Below are 17,182 nucleotides of genomic sequence, written 5' to 3' on the forward strand. Positions count from 1 at the left end.
CCCTTACCTCAAAGGTAAGGGTAGATTAAAGGAAATGAGTGTTAGTTGATAAATTTCATCAGCCCCATAAGCACTCCCACACCAGCTAAAATAAATCCTGCCATTTTATACATTGACGAGGTTAATCTCACTTCAAGTTGAGAAATTTCGGTTCGAATTTCTGCTTTTAGTTCTTTGAGATCTTGCTTGGTTGCTAATGCTGATTGGCTCTGTTCTAACGCATCATCTAATGCGTCTGCAAAAGCTTCGGCAATCTCAGGCGATTGATTGGCTTCTTGTAGCTTTTTCACAAAGCGTAATTTATCAAATTTTAAGCTCATTGTTGCTTCCATTTTGTAGCTCCTGTTGCAGTTGAAGTGCATTTAATTTAGCACAACCACAAGAGCAAGTTTTAGCTGATTTTGCGATCTTCGTCGAAAATTTACAATTTAGTTTGCCACCATCACCATAGCAGGGCGAATCACTCGTCCGTGAAGCGTGTAGCCTTTTTGTAGAACGCTGCTGATATGGTTCGCTTCAATTCCTTCGGCAGGTTGCATTGAAATAGCTTCGTGCAATTCAGGGTTAAATGCTTCACCCACTTCGCCAATTGCCACCACACCAAATTTAGCCAGTGTGTTGATGAATTCTTTATGGGTCATTTCAACGCCGTCAACTAACGCTTGAGTGGTTTCATCGGTTACGGCTTTATCAAGGGCATCTAAACCACGCTCAAGGTTATCAACTACAGTTAATAATTCCTTAGAGAATTTTTCTAAAGCGAATTTGTGAGCTTTTTCAACATCTTGCTCTGCACGGCGGCGGATATTTTGAATTTCCGCTTGAGCTCGTAGTTGAATATCTTGCTCACGTTTGTCGGCTTCTGCAATATAGGCTTCTAACTCGGCAATTCGAGCTTGAGCGAGAGCTAACGGTTCTTCTTGAGGTGTATTTTGTTCTTCCGCTTGAGTTTCTTCAGTTACAACTTCAGGTTGAATTTCTTCTTGTTTTACTTCTTCTTGTAAGTGTTCATTTTGAGTGGTCATTTTTTATCCTTTAAAAGACTAATCTGGAAATGTAAATCTTCCTTAATATAGCGATAAATTAAGGGATTTCAAGCATATCTCTTTCTTTTTGCGAAAATAATTCACTTTTTAATCAGAAAAGGCTTGCAAAATACGGGGGGGGGCTTAAAATGCCCTAGTCTTTTCCGCCCTTAGGCAAGGCTATATTTTTTAATCACTTTTCTTTAACGGAGAAAACTTAAATGAAAAAATTAGCGGGTTTATTTGCAGCAGGTTTAGCAACAGTTGCATTAACAGCGTGTAATGAAGAAAAAGCAGCAGAGCCAAAAGCAACTGCGGCTGAAGCAAAACCTCAAGCAACAAATCAAACAGTTCATCTTTATACTTGGACTGAATATGTGCCTGAAGGTTTGTTAGATGAATTTACGAAAGAAACTGGCATTAAAGTTGAAGTTTCAAGTCTTGAATCTAACGAAACAATGTACGCTAAATTAAAATTACAAGGTAAAGATGGCGGCTATGATGTAATTGCTCCATCAAACTACTTTGTATCTAAAATGGCGAAAGAAGGAATGTTAGCGGAATTAGATCACGCACAACTTCCGGTTATTAAAGAATTAAACCAAGATTGGTTAAATAAGCCTTACGATCAAGGTAACAAATATTCATTACCTCAATTATTAGGTGCACCGGGTATTGCATTTAATACGGCAGATTACAAAGGTGAAACATTCACTTCTTGGGGTGATTTATGGAAACCTGAATTTGCAGGTAAAGTGCAATTATTAGATGATGCTCGTGAAGTATTCAATATTGCATTATTAAAATTAGGTAAAAACCCGAATACTACTGATCCGGCTGAAATTAAAGCAGCTTACGAAGAGTTAAGAAAATTACGTCCAAACGTACTTTCATTTACCTCTGATAACCCTGCAAACTCATTTATTTCCGGTGAGGTTTCAGTAGGTCAGTTATGGAACGGCTCTGTGCGTATTGCTAAGAAAGAAAACGCACCTGTTGATATGGTGTTCCCGAAAGAAGGTCCGGTACTTTGGGTTGATACATTAGCGATTCCTGCAAGTGCGAAAAACAAAGAAAACGCACATAAATTAATCAACTACTTGCTAAGTGCAAAAGTAGCTGAAAAATTAACGTTAGCGATTGGCTACCCAACTTCAAACGTGGAAGCGTTAAAAGTATTACCAAAAGAAATTACCGAAGATACAGCAATTTACCCATCTGCAGAGGTTTTACAAAAATCTCAATGGCAAGATGATGTTGGTGATGCAATTGAGCTTTACGAAAAATACTACCAAGAGTTAAAAGCAGCAAAATAATAGCTGATTAATTCTGAAGCCTCTAGGGAGCAATCTTTAGAGGCTTTCTCTTTTGAGTTGCAAAAAATTTGGCAAAAACGACCGCTTTCTAAGGTACAATCATAAAAACATACTTAGATTTTGAGAGATTAAACCATGAACTTAAGATGGCAAGAATATCCTGAAAATGCCCGCAAATTATTTAAACTATCCCTACCCATTTTTATTTCCCAGCTTTCAGCTTCCGGAATGGGGCTGGCGGATATTGTAATGGCTGGCTTGGTGAGTGATGATGATGTCTCGGCGATTGCGGTAAGTAATTCGATTTACTTTCCGCTCTTTCTGTTTGTGTTAGGGTTGCTGAATGCAATTACCCCAACCGTTTCTTACTTAAACGGCTCGAGCAATCGCCATTTAATTGCTAACCAAGTAAGGCAGGGCTATTGGATTGTGTTTGCAATGTCTATTCCATTAATGGCAATTTTCCTAAACAGCCATCTGATTTTAGACTTAATGCAAACACCGGCTGAGTTTTCAATCAAATCGCAACAATATTTAGCAGTAATGGCAGTTGGGCTTATTCCTGCTTTGCTGGCGGTGAGTTTACGTTGTATGAATGATGGTTTATCCAATCCAAAACCTGCAATGCGGATTACTTTTTTCGGCTTATTGCTAAATATTCCGCTAAACTATATTTTCATTTTCGGCAAATTTGGACTGCCCGAAATGGGGGCGGTAGGCTGTGGCGTGGCAACCGCAATTATTAACTGGATAATGTTTTTGATGCTGTTGCATTATTGCTACACCAATTCTGCCCAAAAAGATATTCGTTTGTTTGAGAAATGGATTGATGCCCCAAGCGGTCAAATTTTGCTAAAACTTTGCAAATTAGGGCTGCCGATTGCCTTTGCGATTTTTACCGAAGTGATGTTGTTTTCTACCTCATCGCTGATTCTGTCACCACTTGGTTCACAGGTGGTGGCTAGCCACCAAGCTGCATTGCAAACCAGCTCGCTATTTTTTATGATTCCGATGTCGTTTGGTATTGCAACCACCATTATGATCGGGCAAACACTCGGGCAGCAAAATGTGGAAGGGGCGAAAGTTTTAAGCTACCACTCTTTAATTACCGCTACCATTTTTGCCATTATTGCGGCGGTGATTATTATTTTATTGAATAATCTGATTCCGCTTGCGTTTACCAGCAATCCGGTTTCGATTGCGATTACCGCTCATTTATTGATTTTTGCGGCGGTTTACCAAATTCCTGATGCCATTCAAGCGGTAGCAAACGGGATTTTACGTGGCTATAAATATACCCAACCGATTTTATATATAACCCTTTTTTGCTACTGGGGTGTCAGTATGCCACTGGGTTATATTTTGGCAAGAACCGATTGGATTGTGCAACCGATGGCGGCTCAAGGTTTTTGGTTAGTCTTTTGTATCGGCTTAAGTTTGGCTGGTGGCTTGTTATTATGGCAAATGCGAAAAATACAAGCGGTACCAAAAGCTCAATTAATTGCAAAATTAGAACAGATTAAATAACAGATTCTCTGCTATGGAACATAGCAGAGATTTTCACTTTTAGAAGATGACCTTGCTGATGAAAAATCTAAATCCTATTGAGTTACCGTTGAATAAATCGGTGCTAATTGAGGCTTCCGCCGGTACGGGGAAAACGTTCACCATTGCCAACCTCTATTTGCGTTTATTGCTCGGAATTGGTTGCTCCCCATTAACGGTAGAACAAATTTTGGTGGTAACTTTTACCAAAGCCGCAACCGAAGAGTTGAAAAACCGTATCCGTAAAAATATTCAGCAATGTGCCGACTTTTTAAAAGATCAAGCCGATGGTTTGGAAGCGGAAAATACAAAATCCTATCGAAACAATCTTGAATTTTTAGCACAGATTTATCCGCTCATTCCGAATATTCAAAAAGCATTGTTACGTTTAAGCATTGCCGAACGGGAAATTGACACTGCCAGCGTGTTTACCATTCACGGCTTTTGCCAAAAAATGTTGGTGCAGTTTGCATTTGAATCGGGGGTGCGATTTGATCTTGATTTACAGCCAAACCAAAGCGATCTACTTAAAAAATTAAGTGAAGAAGTCTGGCGGGAACAATTTTATCCGCAAGATTTAGATATTACTTATGCGGTTGCTGAGCAACTGGGTACGCCGGAATATGCCCTCAATGCAGTAAGGCGTTATTTATCTACTGAATTACCTGCACCAAAGGCATCTTTAAATCAAGATATTGCCGAGCATTTGGCACAATACCAGCAGTTTATTACGCAAGTAAAATCCTACTGGAAAACGCATTCAGCCGAACTGGTTGAAACTATCCGCCACGATTTAAAGCATAAAATTACGCTACACGGAGGTTGGTATAAAGCAACCACTTTTGAAGCCGGTGTGGAAGTAATGAACCAGTGGGCAACTTCACCACATAACTATTTCCCGGCAGAGCTTTATTTGTTTACGGCAGAGAAAATTGCGGCTGGTACGAAAAAGAGCAGTGAGCCGATAGATTCCCCCAATCTTGCAAAAAATCAGGCATTTTTAACCGCTTACAAGGAAGATTTTGAGAACAACTTGTCAGCGATGTTGCTATATCAATTTTTAATTGCTCTCAAAGCAAAATTGGCAGAGTACAAACAAACGCACCCACAACGCAGTTTTGATGATTTACTCACAATGCTAAACCAAGCGTTGAAAAATCCACACACGGGCGAAGCCTTAGCTCAAAAAATTCGGGCGATTTACCCTTTTACGATGATCGATGAGTTCCAAGATACCGATTTAACCCAATATGAAATTTTCAGCCAAATTTTTATGGCAGAGAATGCAGAGAACGGCTTTATTATGATTGGCGACCCGAAACAGTCGATCTATAAATTCCGTGGGGCGGATATTTTCACGTATTTGCGAGCAGCAAAGCAGGCTGATGAACAATTCACATTGGGCAAAAACTGGCGTTCGTTGCCTGAAGTGGTGCAAGCGGTCAATAATTTGTTTTCTTTTGCAAATGATAACTCTCCGTTTCTTTATGAGGATATTGGCTTTCACCCAGTGGAGGCTGATAGCCAAAAAGGTCAGTTAGTTAGTGAGCAAGGGCATTTTGTAGGCTACATCACGGAAAACAGTAAATTAGATGATTTGGCTGAAATGTGTGCTTATCAAATTCATCAACAGCTTGAGGCGATGGCTCAAGGCAAATTCGGAGTTGAAAAAAACGGCGAATTTCAATCCTTTGCTGCAAAAGATATTGCGATTTTAGTCCGAAAAGGTTCACAAGCTAAGCGAATCAAAAAGGCGTTGGCAAAACGTAATATCAAATCCGTCTATTTAGCTGAATCAGCTTCTGTATTTGGTTCGGAAATTGCAACAGAATTGTGTTGGTTATTGCAAGCCGCACTGAATCCGTATCATTACAAGGCATTATTATCGGCGTTAGGCTCAACCTTGTGGGGCTTAACGGCGGCAGAGATCTACCGCTATAAGGAAAATGAGCAACTTTGGGATCTGAAAGTCAATCAGTTTGTGGAATACAGCAACATTTGGAAAGAGCAGGGCGTTCTGCCGATGCTGCATAAAATCTACTTAGAGCAGGGCATTATCGAACGTTTGAAAGGTTTGGAAAATGCGGATCGCTTGATTACGGATTTATTGCATTTAACCGAAATTTTGCAGGAAGCCTCGCAAGCGTTAGAGTCTGAAGCCGAACTATTGCGGTGGTATGAAAAGCAAGTTAATTCGCCGGATTTTAATGATGAGCAACAACTTCGCCTAGAAAGTGAAGAGGAGCTCATCAAAATTGTGACGATTCACGGCTCGAAAGGCTTGCAATATCCAATTGTTTGGCTACCTTTTGTTTCACAAAAAAGTGAGGGCGACACACAGACAGCATTAAGTTTATATCGCAATTCGCAAGGTGAGCTGGATTGGTGTTTAGGCTCAGAAGATGCAACTCTTTCGCTACAGAATGAGGCTTATGCGGAAGATTTACGCTTGCTGTATGTGGCATTAACCCGTGCGGAATCTCAGCTTAACTTAGTGTTGCCGAAAGAGATTTCCGGTTGGTCTCCACTCCATTACTTATTGGCAGACGGGGAAATACCTACAGGAAAAGTGCCTGTTTCAGATTATTTTAGCCAAAAACGGATTGCTGCTAATTTGGTTGAAGTAGCAGCGGAATTGCCTTTCTCGTTGTGGGAAGGGGAGCCATCTTCAGACGATTACCAAGCAAAAACCTTTAGCGGCAATATCCGTGTGGTCGGGCAAATTACCAGCTTTACGTCGCTTTACGCCCAACACGAGCGTTTTAGTGAACGGAAAGCAGAAAAGGTAATGGATTTAACCCAAGATCGAGATGTGCATATTGAAAGCATTGAAGCGGATTATTCAAGTGAAACTGCCGCTTTCTCACCATTTCAATTCCCACACGGTATTAAAGTAGGCACGGTGTTACATCACTTCTTTGAGCATTGCCGATTTAACGAACAAATTGATAGAGATGCAGTAGCTAAAGTATGCGAGCAATTAGGGATAAGCGAGGAATGGATTGAACCAACCGCATTATGGTTTGAACGTATTCTTAACACACCTTTGGCACAGTCGAATTTCTGCTTAAAACAGATTGATGAAACCAAACGATTAAACGAATGGCAATTCTATTTACGCTTAAAAAATGATAAAGCCTTACACCAATTAAAGGCGTTATTAAAGCAACATAGCCCGTTAGCGAAAACCTTACCTGAATTGCAATTACCGCAATTAGAGGGTTTTGTGCGAGGTTTTGTCGATTGCATCGTGCAAGTGGAGGGGAAATTCTATTTGATTGATTACAAATCGAATTTCTTAGGCTATCTGCCACAAAATTATGTGAAAGAACACATTCAACGGGAAATGGGCAGACAACGCTATGATTTGCAATATCTGCTGTACACTCTCGCCCTCCACCGCTATTTAACTGCCCGTTTGGGGGAGAAATACGACTATGAACGAGACTTCGGCGGTGTAGCTTACTTGTTCTTACGGGCGATGAACGGCGAGAACGATAACGGCGTTTATTTTGACAAACCAACTAAGCAGTTGATTGAAGAAATGGATCGGTTGTTTGGGTAAATATGTGTAGGGGCGAAAAATTTTTCGCCCCTTTAATTTTTAGCCCCTTTACGAGTAATTAATTCGCTTGCCCATACCAAATCTTATTGATATAAAGCAACACTTTGCCAAGCGGCGTTTCTACCCGAATTTCATCGTCAACCTGTTTGCCGATTAAGGCTCGGGCGACAGGGGAGTCGATGGAAATCCAGTTTTTTGCCGGGTCGAACTCATCGCAGCCGACAATACGGTACTGCTTTACCTCGCCTTCTTCATTTTCCAATTCCACCCAAGCACCGAAAAAGACTTTGCCTTCTTGTTTAGGGTGATAATCAACAATTTGCAGTACCTCTAGCCGCTTAGAGAGAAAACGCACACGGCGGTCGATTTCCCTCAAACGGCGTTTACCGTAAATATATTCGGCATTTTCACTTCGATCACCCAATGCGGCAGCATCAGACACCGCTTGGGTTACTTTGGGGCGTTCTTCTCGCCATAGAAATTTTAATTCCTGATCTAAGGCTTGCCAGCCTGAACGGGTAATGTAATTGGATTTAGCCATAATTATTTAATTGTTTATAGGGCAAATAGTGATTTGCCCCTACTAAGTTTCTATTTTGAAAGCAACAAATTCGCGACTGTTCTCATTCCCAGTCCGGTTGCCCCTGCCGCCCATAAATCGTTAGCGGTTTTGCGGAAAGTTGCTGAAGCATCAATATGTAGCCAGTTTTTCTGGTAGTTTTCTACAAAGTAAGATAAAAATGCGGTGGCGGTACTTGCCCCTGCACCCACTGGCACTGAGCCGATATTGGCGATGTCTGCAAAGGAAGAAGAAATTTGCCCACGGTGAAATTCTTCAAAAGGTAAACGCCAGAACGGTTCATTTTCCGCTTTGGCAGACTTAAACAGTGATTCGATTAGGCTTTCGTCCATTGAAAGCACAGAGTGGTAGTCATTACCAACCGCTACTTTGGCTGCCCCTGTGAGGGTTGCCGCATCAACAATAAATTGTGGATTTTGCTTGCACGCATCAATTAAACCATCTGCAAGCACTAAACGCCCTTCGGCATCAGTGTTTAATACTTCAACAGTTACGCCATTGCGGTAAGTGATAATATCGCCTAATTTGAACGCATTGTGACTGACCATATTTTCTGCACAGCAGAGGTAGAGTTTCACTCGTTTATTCAAGCCTCGAGCAATGGCAAAAGCAAGTGAGCCGGTTAAAAGTGCCGCTCCGCCCATATCGGTTCGCATTGTGCTCATACTGTCGCTTGGTTTTAGACTATAACCGCCGGTGTCAAAGGTAATGCCTTTACCGACCAAGCAAGCCAGTACCGGTGCGTTTTCATCATTGGTTGGGTTAAAGTCTAATGCTAAGAATGCAGGCGGATTGGCAGAGCCTTTTCCAACTGTCCAAATGCCGTGATAGCCTTGTTCTTGTAATGCTTCACCACGAATGATCTGATAAGAAACCGTATTCGGTTTTGCTATTTTTTGGATAAATTCGACCGCTTGTTCGGCTAATTTTTCAGGGGTTAATTTATCTGATGGCTCATTAATTAATTCACGCACGAAAGTGGCACATTTTACACGGTTATCAAATTTGGCTTGCTGTTCGCCTAAGTCAGGATATTGTACCGAGCCTTGATTTTTTACCGAATGAAATCCTTGATGAAACGCCCAGCAGGATTCTAAATCCCAACTATCGCCTGCTAGTTCCACGGTTGAAATCCCTTGATTTTTAATTTTGCGGGCGGCTTTTTGAATAGTGGCTAACTCATTTTTGGGATTATGTACGGTAAACCCCGTGTCATTTGCAGAAAGAATGGCATTCTTACCCCAAATTTCAGGGGCATTTTGAGTAGAAAGTGAAATTTTCATTGCTGTCATTATCGGTTTCCTTAAAGAATGGATTTTGCTTTATCCTAACAAACTTTTGCAAAGTTTTATACAAAAATGACCGCTTGCAGAGCATAGCCTTGACAAGCGGTCATTGTTGCGTGTTTTTTACAACCTGATTAAGGGCGGATTATTTGCCGTCCCAAGCCTTAATTGCATTGTGGCGGATTTTAACACGGCTTTCAGCGTTACCTTTGTAGTAATCTTTATCTAAACCGCCTTCCCAGTCACCATAGTTCGGGTTCGGTAACATAATGAATTTTTTACCGAATTGTTGGCTGTTTTCGGCGACGAATGCACGGCGTTCCGCGTTTGATTTACGGTAAGTCGCATCGCCGAAATCGTTTAAGTTGTCGCCAATATAGAGCACGATTTCATAGCCTTGTTTTTCGATTTCTTCAAAGCGAGGGGTTTTGTTCGATTTGTCTTTTTTCAACAAGAGCGTTTGTTCGCTCACGCCGCTAAAGCCTAATTTGTTCATATCATCAATAGTACCGGCTTTTTCACTGCTGTCTTTACGGTTTGAAACGTAGAACATAGTCCCTTTGTGGCTATTAACGTAGTTGTTAAATTCCACTGCACCGGCAATCGCTCCGGTTTGGCGGGCATTTACCCAGCGAGTCCAGCTTTCGCCGTCAAACGGCTTGTGGTTTTTTACCTGCCAGCCTGCATAAGGGCTGTTGTCCACCATAGTTTCATCTAAATCCACCACTACGGCTTTTTTCTTGCCTTTTTTCACTTTGGCTTGGTCGAACGCTACTTTAGCTGCATTGAATGCTTGGTGGGCAAGAGCTTGGTATTCGCCGGATTGTTGCATCCAGTTTACCCCTAATGTGGCTTGCTCTTGTAACACCATTTGATGATGCTCATCGCTGTTTTTATGCGTGTGTGAACAAGCAGTTAATACAAATAAAGCTGTGAGGCTCATAGCAGAAAGTTTGATGTTTTTCATACGTATATCCTTAGTTTTATTGTTGATAAACAGAGTGATTATACCTAAAAAGAGTTGCTTATGGCTAATAGTTTATTGCTCCTATTCACTTTTAAGGCAAACTGAGGTAGCCTATTAACCTTTTTATAACAATTACACAGAGGCTATATGCAAACATTATTAAAATTTACACAATTTATCAGCAAAACGTTCGCCATTTGGGTGGTGGTTTTTGCTTTCATCGCAGCACAATTTCCGGAAACCTTTAAGCAATTCGTGCCTTGGATTCCTTATCTGTTAGGGATTGTGATGTTGGGAATGGGGTTAACTTTAACTTTCAAAGATTTTGCCGAGGTGACGAAAAATCCGAAATCGGTCATTATCGGCGTGATCGCTCAATTCGTGGTAATGCCGAGTGTAGCTTATGGATTGGCAAAAGCGTTTAACTTACCCGCAGATTTAGCCATTGGCGTGATTTTAGTCGGTTGCTGCCCGGGCGGTACTTCTTCAAATGTGATGACCTATTTGGCTCGTGGTAACACTGCGTTATCGGTAGCTTGTACCACTATTTCAACTTTACTTGCTCCAGTGTTAACGCCGGCAATTTTCTATTTATTTGCCAGCCAATGGTTAGAAATTAATGCCTCTGCAATGTTTATTTCGGTGTTGCAAATGGTGTTATTACCAATTTTTGTGGGTGTGGTAATTCGTACTATTTTCAAACAAAAAGTAGAGCAATTTAGCCAAACAATGCCATTGATTTCAGTAATTGCCATCGTATTAATTGTAACGGCGGTAGTTTCAGTTAGCCGTGATCGCATTATTGAATCCGGATTATTAATTTTTGCGGTGGTTGCATTACACAATGGCTTAGGCTATTTAATTGGCTACCTCGCAAGCCGTTTATTAAAATTACCGATGGCAGACAGCAAAGCGGTAGCAATTGAAGTGGGGATGCAAAACTCAGGATTAGGGGCAGCACTTGCCGCATTACACTTTAAAGCAAATCCGGTCATTGCGGTGCCGAGTGCGGTATTTAGCTTCTGGCACAATATTTCAGGCCCGATTTTGGCGATGATCTTCGCTAAAATGAAAAACGATAATGAGAAATAAAGATTTGTTTTAAACAGACGTTTTAATAAAGAATAGACAAGTGGTTAAATTTTTCTGGTTTTTTGCAAAATGTGAAGGAAATTTAACCGCTTGTGATTTGGCGGGGACTTAGAGAATTCTTGGGCCTCGTGTGGTACTTACGTTCTCTCCGTCTGCTCTTTGGGTAACAATCACTTTCTCGCCCTCGCTCAAGCCTGTCAACACCTCAGTATTTTGCGCATCTGCAATGCCAATTTGGATTGCTTTTTCAACCGATTTTCCGTTTTCTAGTACCAATACATAATTCTCTTTGCCACGTTTTTTGATTACGCTGGTGGGTACAACTAAAACTTGTTCCCGTTTATCAATAGTAATTTGGGCTTGAGTAGTCATTCCGATGCGTAAACTGTTATCGGCATTATCAACGGAAACATTAGCGTAGTAATAAACCGCTTCGGTATTACCCGATTGTTCGGTGTAGTTATTATCGGTCAGCGTGGTGAGTGCCGGATCAACTGAATCAATGGTAGCACTATATTCTCGATTTGGCTCAGCAAGGGTGGAAAACTTAACTTTTTGCCCGACTTTAACCTGTGCAATATCGCCCTCCGAAATTTCAAGTTTAATCAGCATCTTAGATAAATCTGCTACCTGTACAATAGTTGGCGAAGTTTGATTGGAATTGACCGTTTGCCCGACAGAAACTGGTACAGACACAATCACGCCGTCCATTGGCGAGATAATTTGCGTATAAGTTAAGTTGGTTTTAGCATCGTTTACCGAAATTTCAGCCGATTTTAATTGTGCTTTAATGTTATCCACCGTGGCTTTGGCTGAAGCTAAGGTATTTTTAGCCGTTTCAAGATCGTTTAAAGAGGCACTATTTGCCCGATAGAGTTTATTTAAGCGGTTGTAGTTCGATTGAGCTACTTCAAGTGCAACCTGTGCAGAGGTGAGCTGTGCTTTATAAGAAGAAAGCTGGGCTTGAGCGGTGCTTAAGGTGTTGCTCTGGTTGCTGGAATCAATATCTGCAATTAAATCTCCTTGCTTCACCGATTGCCCGAGCTCGACATAGAGTTTTTGGATTTTGCCCGAAACTTGAGCCCCCACTTCGGTGCGTTTATTCGCTCGAACCGAACCGGTTGCCAGCACATTTTTGTTAATTTCTGCCCGTGTGACAGCTTGGGTAATGTAATGGATTTGCGGTTTATTGGTTTGTTGCTGATAATAAAAATAGCCGCCTATTCCGAGAGCGGCAATTAGCACAAGAGTGGCTAATGTTTTACGTTTCATACTGTTCCTTGATGATATACAAGCGGTCAAATTTAGACAAAAATTTGCAAAAAAGTTGCTCTCAACTAAACAATGCCAAATGTGGCTCGAAGATAGCTTGCTACCGCTTCATCTTTGTTAAAACCAATCACTTCATTATTCGGCAATACGGCTTTTAAACGAGGGTCTGCATTGCCCATTAAGCACCCTTTTCCGGTTAAACTCAGCATTTCAACATCATTCATACCGTCACCAAAGGCGATACAATCGGCTAAGGTGTAGCCCCGTAATTTGACCAATTCGGCGAGAGCATTGGCTTTGCACACTCCTTTTGCCATCACTTCAAGGCAAAGTAGGGCAGAGTAGGTCATTTGCACACGGTCGCCATAGGTATCCCGAATATAATGTTCAATCTGTACTAAAGCTTCAGCAGTTTTGCCGATAAAAAACACTTTCTCGGTATTTCGACCGTGATGATGAGCAAAATTCACTACTTGATAGCTAAACCCTGAATCTTGATGGAATTTTTTCAGCTCTGCAACCTCTTTATTGATAAACCATTCATCACCTTGATAACTATTTAGGCAAACATTTTGATCGTCAAATTCAATGTTCATTAATTCAAAGGCAAGATCTTCCGGTAAATAATGGTTGAGAATTTTTTTACCCTCTAAATTGTTGGCTCTTGCTCCGTTTGAAGTGACTAACATTGCATTTTTAACGTTTACTTTCCCAATAATCTGGGACACATCTGGATGATTGCGACCGGTGGCGAAAAAAATATCAACACCTTTTTTTGATAGTTGTTCTAATGTATCAATAGTGAAATCACCAATTTTATGATTAGCATTTAATAGTGTGCCATCAAGATCGGAAATAACTGCACGAAATGGGAGAGTCATAATCTATTCCTAACAATAAAATAATACCAAAGGCTACCAAATTTGATCTGAAACTTCAAAGAAAACAAATTTTTTTAAATTTTTTTACAAAAATATCATTAAATTCTAAATATCTGTTTTATGATTAAAATTAATTCTTTGTATTATTTTGTTTAAATGAATTAGTGTTTTTAACTGATAAGTGGGTTATATTCAATATAATAATCTGGTATGACTTGAATTAATGGGCGGGTAAACGGTTGCGTAAAGAGAAAAATGCTATTGACATTGATTTGGATAAGGATAATATAAGCTTCAACTACCGAATAACAATGCAAACATAAACACATAACACAACATGGAAAAATTTACCTTACTCCGATTATCTCTGTTATCGCATTCTGTGCGAGGATAAAGATTGGTTGGAAAAAGTAAATGGACTATCCACATTCTTGCCCGCACCTTAAAATGCGGGCTTTTTTTATCAAATAAAAAACTAAAAAGAGGCTTCTATGAGCAACAATAACATTATTATTTTTGATACGACTTTACGTGATGGCGAACAATCATTAAAAGCAAGTTTAACTGTAAAAGAAAAATTACAAATTGCCCTTGCTTTAGAGCGTTTAGGGGTTGATGTTATGGAAGTCGGCTTTCCGGTTTCATCAGCGGGTGATTTTGAATCGGTACAAACCATCGCTCGTCATATCAAAAACAGCCGTGTGGCGGCACTTTCCCGAGCGGTCGCAAAAGATATTGATGCAGCTTATGAAGCCTTAAAAGTAGCAGAAGCATTCCGTATTCATACCTTTATTGCTAGCTCGGCATTACACGTTGAAGCTAAATTAAAGCGTTCATTTGATGATGTAGTCGAAATGGCGGTTGCAGCGGTAAAACGTGCCAGAAATTATACTGATGATGTTGAGTTTTCCTGTGAAGATGCTGGGCGTACTGGAATTGATAACATCTGCCGTATTGTAGAAGCTGCCATTAATGCCGGTGCAACCACAGTGAATATTCCGGATACAGTCGGTTTCTGTTTGCCGAATGAATACGGCAATATTATCCACCAAGTGATGAACCGTGTTCCGAATATCGATAAAGCGATTGTCTCTGTTCACTGCCATAACGATTTAGGTATGGCAACCGCCAACTCATTGACAGCGGTGCAAAACGGAGCGAGACAGATTGAGTGTACTATCAACGGTATTGGCGAACGTGCCGGTAACACCGCACTTGAAGAAGTGGTAATGGCAATTAAGACCCGCCAAGAATTTATGGGGGTTGATACCCGCATTAATACCCAAGAGATTCATCGTGTCAGCCAAATGGTGAGCCAGCTTTGCAATATGCCGATTCAGCCGAACAAAGCGATTGTCGGTAGCAATGCCTTCGCTCACTCTTCAGGTATTCATCAAGACGGTATGCTGAAAAATAAAAATACCTATGAAATTATGTCACCGGAAACTATCGGCTTGAAAAAAGAGAAGCTGAATTTAACTGCCCGTTCAGGTAGAGCAGCGGTGAAAGGGCATATGGCTGATATGGGTTATACGGAAACGGATTACGATTTAGATAAACTTTATGAAGCCTTCTTGCAACTTGCTGATAAAAAAGGACAAGTGTTTGACTATGACTTAGAAGCTCTTGCCTTCATTGATATGCAGCAAGGCGATGAAGACCGCTTAAAGTTAGATGTGATCACCACCCAACTTATCAGCGGTTTACCGGCATCTGCTTTCGTACAAGTTGAATTAGACGGCGTTCGTCAAAGTGCGACTTCTCAAGGGGGAAATGGTCCGGTTGAGGCAACTTACAATGCCATTATGAACATTGTAGGAATGGAGCTCAAAATGTCGCACTATAATCTGACTGCGAAAGGCGAAGGAGCAGAAGCATTAGGGCAAGTGGATATTGTAGTGGAATATGAAGGTCGAAAATTCCACGGTGTGGGTTTGGCAACCGATATTGTGGAATCTTCAGCCCGAGCTTTAATTCACGCCATTAATGCGATTTACCGTTCACAAAAAGTGGCAGATTTAAAAGCGAAGAAATAACTTATAGAGCGAAAGCATAACATAGACAAGCGGTCGGATTTTTTGAAATTTTTGCAAAATTTCGCTAAAATCCGACCGCTTGCTTAGTTTATTAAGTAGGTTTTATCTAGGAATGTAAAAAATTACACAATTTTTCAAATTTTTTGAACTTTTGTCATAAAGCACGCACTAACAAAGTGTGCAATGGAAAATGACATATTGATATTTAGGAGAGTCCGCAGTTGAGCGAACAGATCACCGACCAAGAATTAGTCGAAAAAGCACAAAAAGGTGATAAAAAAGCATTTAATTTACTTGTTGTACGTTATCAAAATAGAGTTGCCGGTTTGCTGACTCGTTATGTTGCAAGAGATGATATTCCGGACATTGTGCAAGAATCTTTTATTAAAGCCTATCGTTCTTTAGAGTCTTTCCGTGGCGAAAGTGCTTTTTATACGTGGCTTTATCGGATTGCAGTGAATACTGCGAAAAATCATTTAACCTCTTTAGGTAGAAGACCGCCAAAAGAAGATATTCTCGCCGAAGACGCTGAAAGTTATGATGTAGGCGCGCAGCTTCGTGAAAGTGATACACCGGAGAATTTGATATTATCTGAGGAATTAAAGCAAGTCGTGTTTGATACGATTGAAAATTTACCTGATGAGCTTAAAACCGCCATTCGTTTAAGAGAATTGGAAGGTCTAAGTTACGAAGAAATCGCAGAAGTGATGGAGTGTCCGGTTGGTACTGTACGTTCCCGTATTTTCCGAGCAAGGGAAGCGATTGATGCTAAAATCAAGCCACTTATGCAATAGATAGAAAGATTATTTTAGAAGAGATTTAAATCATTGGAGTCAATCATGCAAGAACGCATCACTCAACAAAATGAACGCCTTTCAGCTTATATGGATGGGCAAAATGTTGATACTACATTTGTAGAAACATTAACTAACAGCCCTGAATTACAGCAAAAATGGGCAAGTTATCACACTATTCGTAGTGTGATGCAAGGTGATGAGATCATTTTAGGGACAGATTTCTCTGCTAAAATGGAAGCATTACTGGAAAATGAAGAAATTGAATCTCAAGCAAATGTAGAGAAACCTAAAGGCTTATTGCTCAAGCTCAAGCGTTGGGGAACTCCAATTATGCAAGCCGGTATTGCAGCTTCAGTGTGCTTAGTTGCGGTATTAGGGGTTAATTCAATGAATGCGAGTGATGAAATGGCTCAAACGCAACAACCAGTATTACAAACATTGCCATTTAGCAATTCAGTTGAAGCGGTAAGTTATAATGCGCCAGTTCAAGATCAACCAACAGAAGAACAGTTAGAGCTTCAACAGCGTAAGATTAATGCGTTATTAGAAAACCATGAGTTACAACGCCGTACTAATAACGTTAAAAATTTAACCTTATCTGAGGAAGAAAAGCAAAAAGCACAAACTTCTTCCAATACAGAATCAGAGTCAAATATACAAAAATAATAGGTAAAATAAGTTACTGAAAGCCACATAATTTATCCATAATTATGTGGCTTTTTGTATGTAAATGTAGCGAAAAAATAAGAAATAACCAACAAGTAGCGAAATAGTGAAAATTTTTTGCTAAAATAACCTAAGTTAATTTGGCTTGAGAATA

At 40.4% G+C, this 17,182-nt stretch carries 14 protein-coding genes; 7 read left to right on the forward strand and 7 right to left on the reverse strand.

Going from position 1 to position 17,182, the window contains the following annotated elements; all coding sequences use genetic code 11:
• Positions 1-41: 41 nt before the first annotated feature.
• Both ACJ7Z2_RS06320 and grpE read right to left on the reverse strand, forming a co-directional pair.
• Positions 42-332 (reverse strand): hypothetical protein, encoded by a 291-nt coding sequence (locus ACJ7Z2_RS06320; RefSeq protein WP_126302285.1) that lies wholly within the window; start codon positions 330-332, stop codon positions 42-44.
• Between the two features lie 96 nt (positions 333-428).
• Positions 429-1,025, reverse strand: coding sequence for a nucleotide exchange factor GrpE (gene grpE, locus ACJ7Z2_RS06325; RefSeq protein WP_126302284.1), 597 nt, complete (start codon positions 1,023-1,025; stop codon positions 429-431).
• Between the two features lie 221 nt (positions 1,026-1,246).
• On the opposite strand from grpE, the gene ACJ7Z2_RS06330 reads away from it, so the two are divergent.
• The 3 genes from ACJ7Z2_RS06330 to recB all read left to right on the forward strand — a co-directional run bounded on the left by ACJ7Z2_RS06330 (position 1,247) and on the right by recB (position 7,451).
• Entirely contained in the window at positions 1,247-2,341 is a 1,095-nt protein-coding gene (locus ACJ7Z2_RS06330; protein WP_154704126.1) for an extracellular solute-binding protein, read from the forward strand.
• A 135-nt stretch (positions 2,342-2,476) separates the two neighbouring features.
• On the forward strand, positions 2,477-3,868 hold the full coding sequence (locus ACJ7Z2_RS06335; RefSeq protein ID WP_409499710.1) for an MATE family efflux transporter: 1,392 nt from the start codon (positions 2,477-2,479) through the stop codon (positions 3,866-3,868).
• Positions 3,869-3,926: 58 nt separating this feature from the next.
• Positions 3,927-7,451, forward strand: coding sequence for an exodeoxyribonuclease V subunit beta (gene recB, locus ACJ7Z2_RS06340; RefSeq protein ID WP_409499711.1), 3,525 nt, complete (start codon positions 3,927-3,929; stop codon positions 7,449-7,451).
• A 58-nt stretch (positions 7,452-7,509) separates the two neighbouring features.
• On the opposite strand, the gene greB is transcribed toward recB, so the two are convergent.
• The 3 genes from greB to ACJ7Z2_RS06355 form a co-directional block, all read right to left on the reverse strand.
• A complete protein-coding gene (gene greB, locus ACJ7Z2_RS06345; protein WP_409499712.1) occupies positions 7,510-7,992 on the reverse strand; it encodes a transcription elongation factor GreB in 483 nt (160 codons plus the stop codon).
• Positions 7,993-8,042: 50 nt separating this feature from the next.
• Entirely contained in the window at positions 8,043-9,323 is a 1,281-nt protein-coding gene (gene pepB, locus ACJ7Z2_RS06350; protein ID WP_409499713.1) for an aminopeptidase PepB, read from the reverse strand.
• A 139-nt stretch (positions 9,324-9,462) separates the two neighbouring features.
• Positions 9,463-10,284 (reverse strand): 5'-nucleotidase, lipoprotein e(P4) family, encoded by an 822-nt coding sequence (locus ACJ7Z2_RS06355; RefSeq protein ID WP_126302281.1) that lies wholly within the window; start codon positions 10,282-10,284, stop codon positions 9,463-9,465.
• Between the two features lie 147 nt (positions 10,285-10,431).
• On the opposite strand from ACJ7Z2_RS06355, the gene ACJ7Z2_RS06360 reads away from it, so the two are divergent.
• Positions 10,432-11,376, forward strand: a complete 945-nt coding sequence (locus ACJ7Z2_RS06360; protein ID WP_409499714.1) for a bile acid:sodium symporter family protein — start codon at positions 10,432-10,434, stop codon at positions 11,374-11,376.
• 108 nt (positions 11,377-11,484) lie between these two features.
• On the opposite strand, the gene ACJ7Z2_RS06365 is transcribed toward ACJ7Z2_RS06360, so the two are convergent.
• Complete coding sequence (locus ACJ7Z2_RS06365) at positions 11,485-12,648, reverse strand: efflux RND transporter periplasmic adaptor subunit (protein WP_409499715.1); 1,164 nt, start codon at positions 12,646-12,648, stop codon at positions 11,485-11,487.
• A gap of 65 nt (positions 12,649-12,713) precedes the next feature.
• Complete coding sequence (locus ACJ7Z2_RS06370; protein WP_126302278.1) at positions 12,714-13,529, reverse strand: Cof-type HAD-IIB family hydrolase; 816 nt, start codon at positions 13,527-13,529, stop codon at positions 12,714-12,716.
• 491 nt (positions 13,530-14,020) lie between these two features.
• On the opposite strand from ACJ7Z2_RS06370, the gene leuA reads away from it, so the two are divergent.
• The 3 genes from leuA to ACJ7Z2_RS06385 all read left to right on the forward strand — a co-directional run bounded on the left by leuA (position 14,021) and on the right by ACJ7Z2_RS06385 (position 17,028).
• The gene (gene leuA / locus ACJ7Z2_RS06375; RefSeq protein ID WP_006249367.1) at positions 14,021-15,565 is read left to right on the forward strand and encodes a 2-isopropylmalate synthase; all 1,545 of its coding nucleotides are present in this window, start codon (positions 14,021-14,023) and stop codon (positions 15,563-15,565) included.
• A gap of 221 nt (positions 15,566-15,786) precedes the next feature.
• Positions 15,787-16,359 (forward strand): RNA polymerase sigma factor RpoE, encoded by a 573-nt coding sequence (gene rpoE, locus ACJ7Z2_RS06380; RefSeq protein ID WP_409499716.1) that lies wholly within the window; start codon positions 15,787-15,789, stop codon positions 16,357-16,359.
• 45 nt (positions 16,360-16,404) lie between these two features.
• Complete coding sequence (locus ACJ7Z2_RS06385) at positions 16,405-17,028, forward strand: sigma-E factor negative regulatory protein (RefSeq protein ID WP_154704136.1); 624 nt, start codon at positions 16,405-16,407, stop codon at positions 17,026-17,028.
• Positions 17,029-17,182: the final 154 nt, after the last annotated feature.

Origin of the sequence: Mannheimia glucosida (assembly GCF_046267875.1) — a bacterium.
GTDB lineage: Bacteria > Pseudomonadota > Gammaproteobacteria > Enterobacterales > Pasteurellaceae > Mannheimia > Mannheimia glucosida.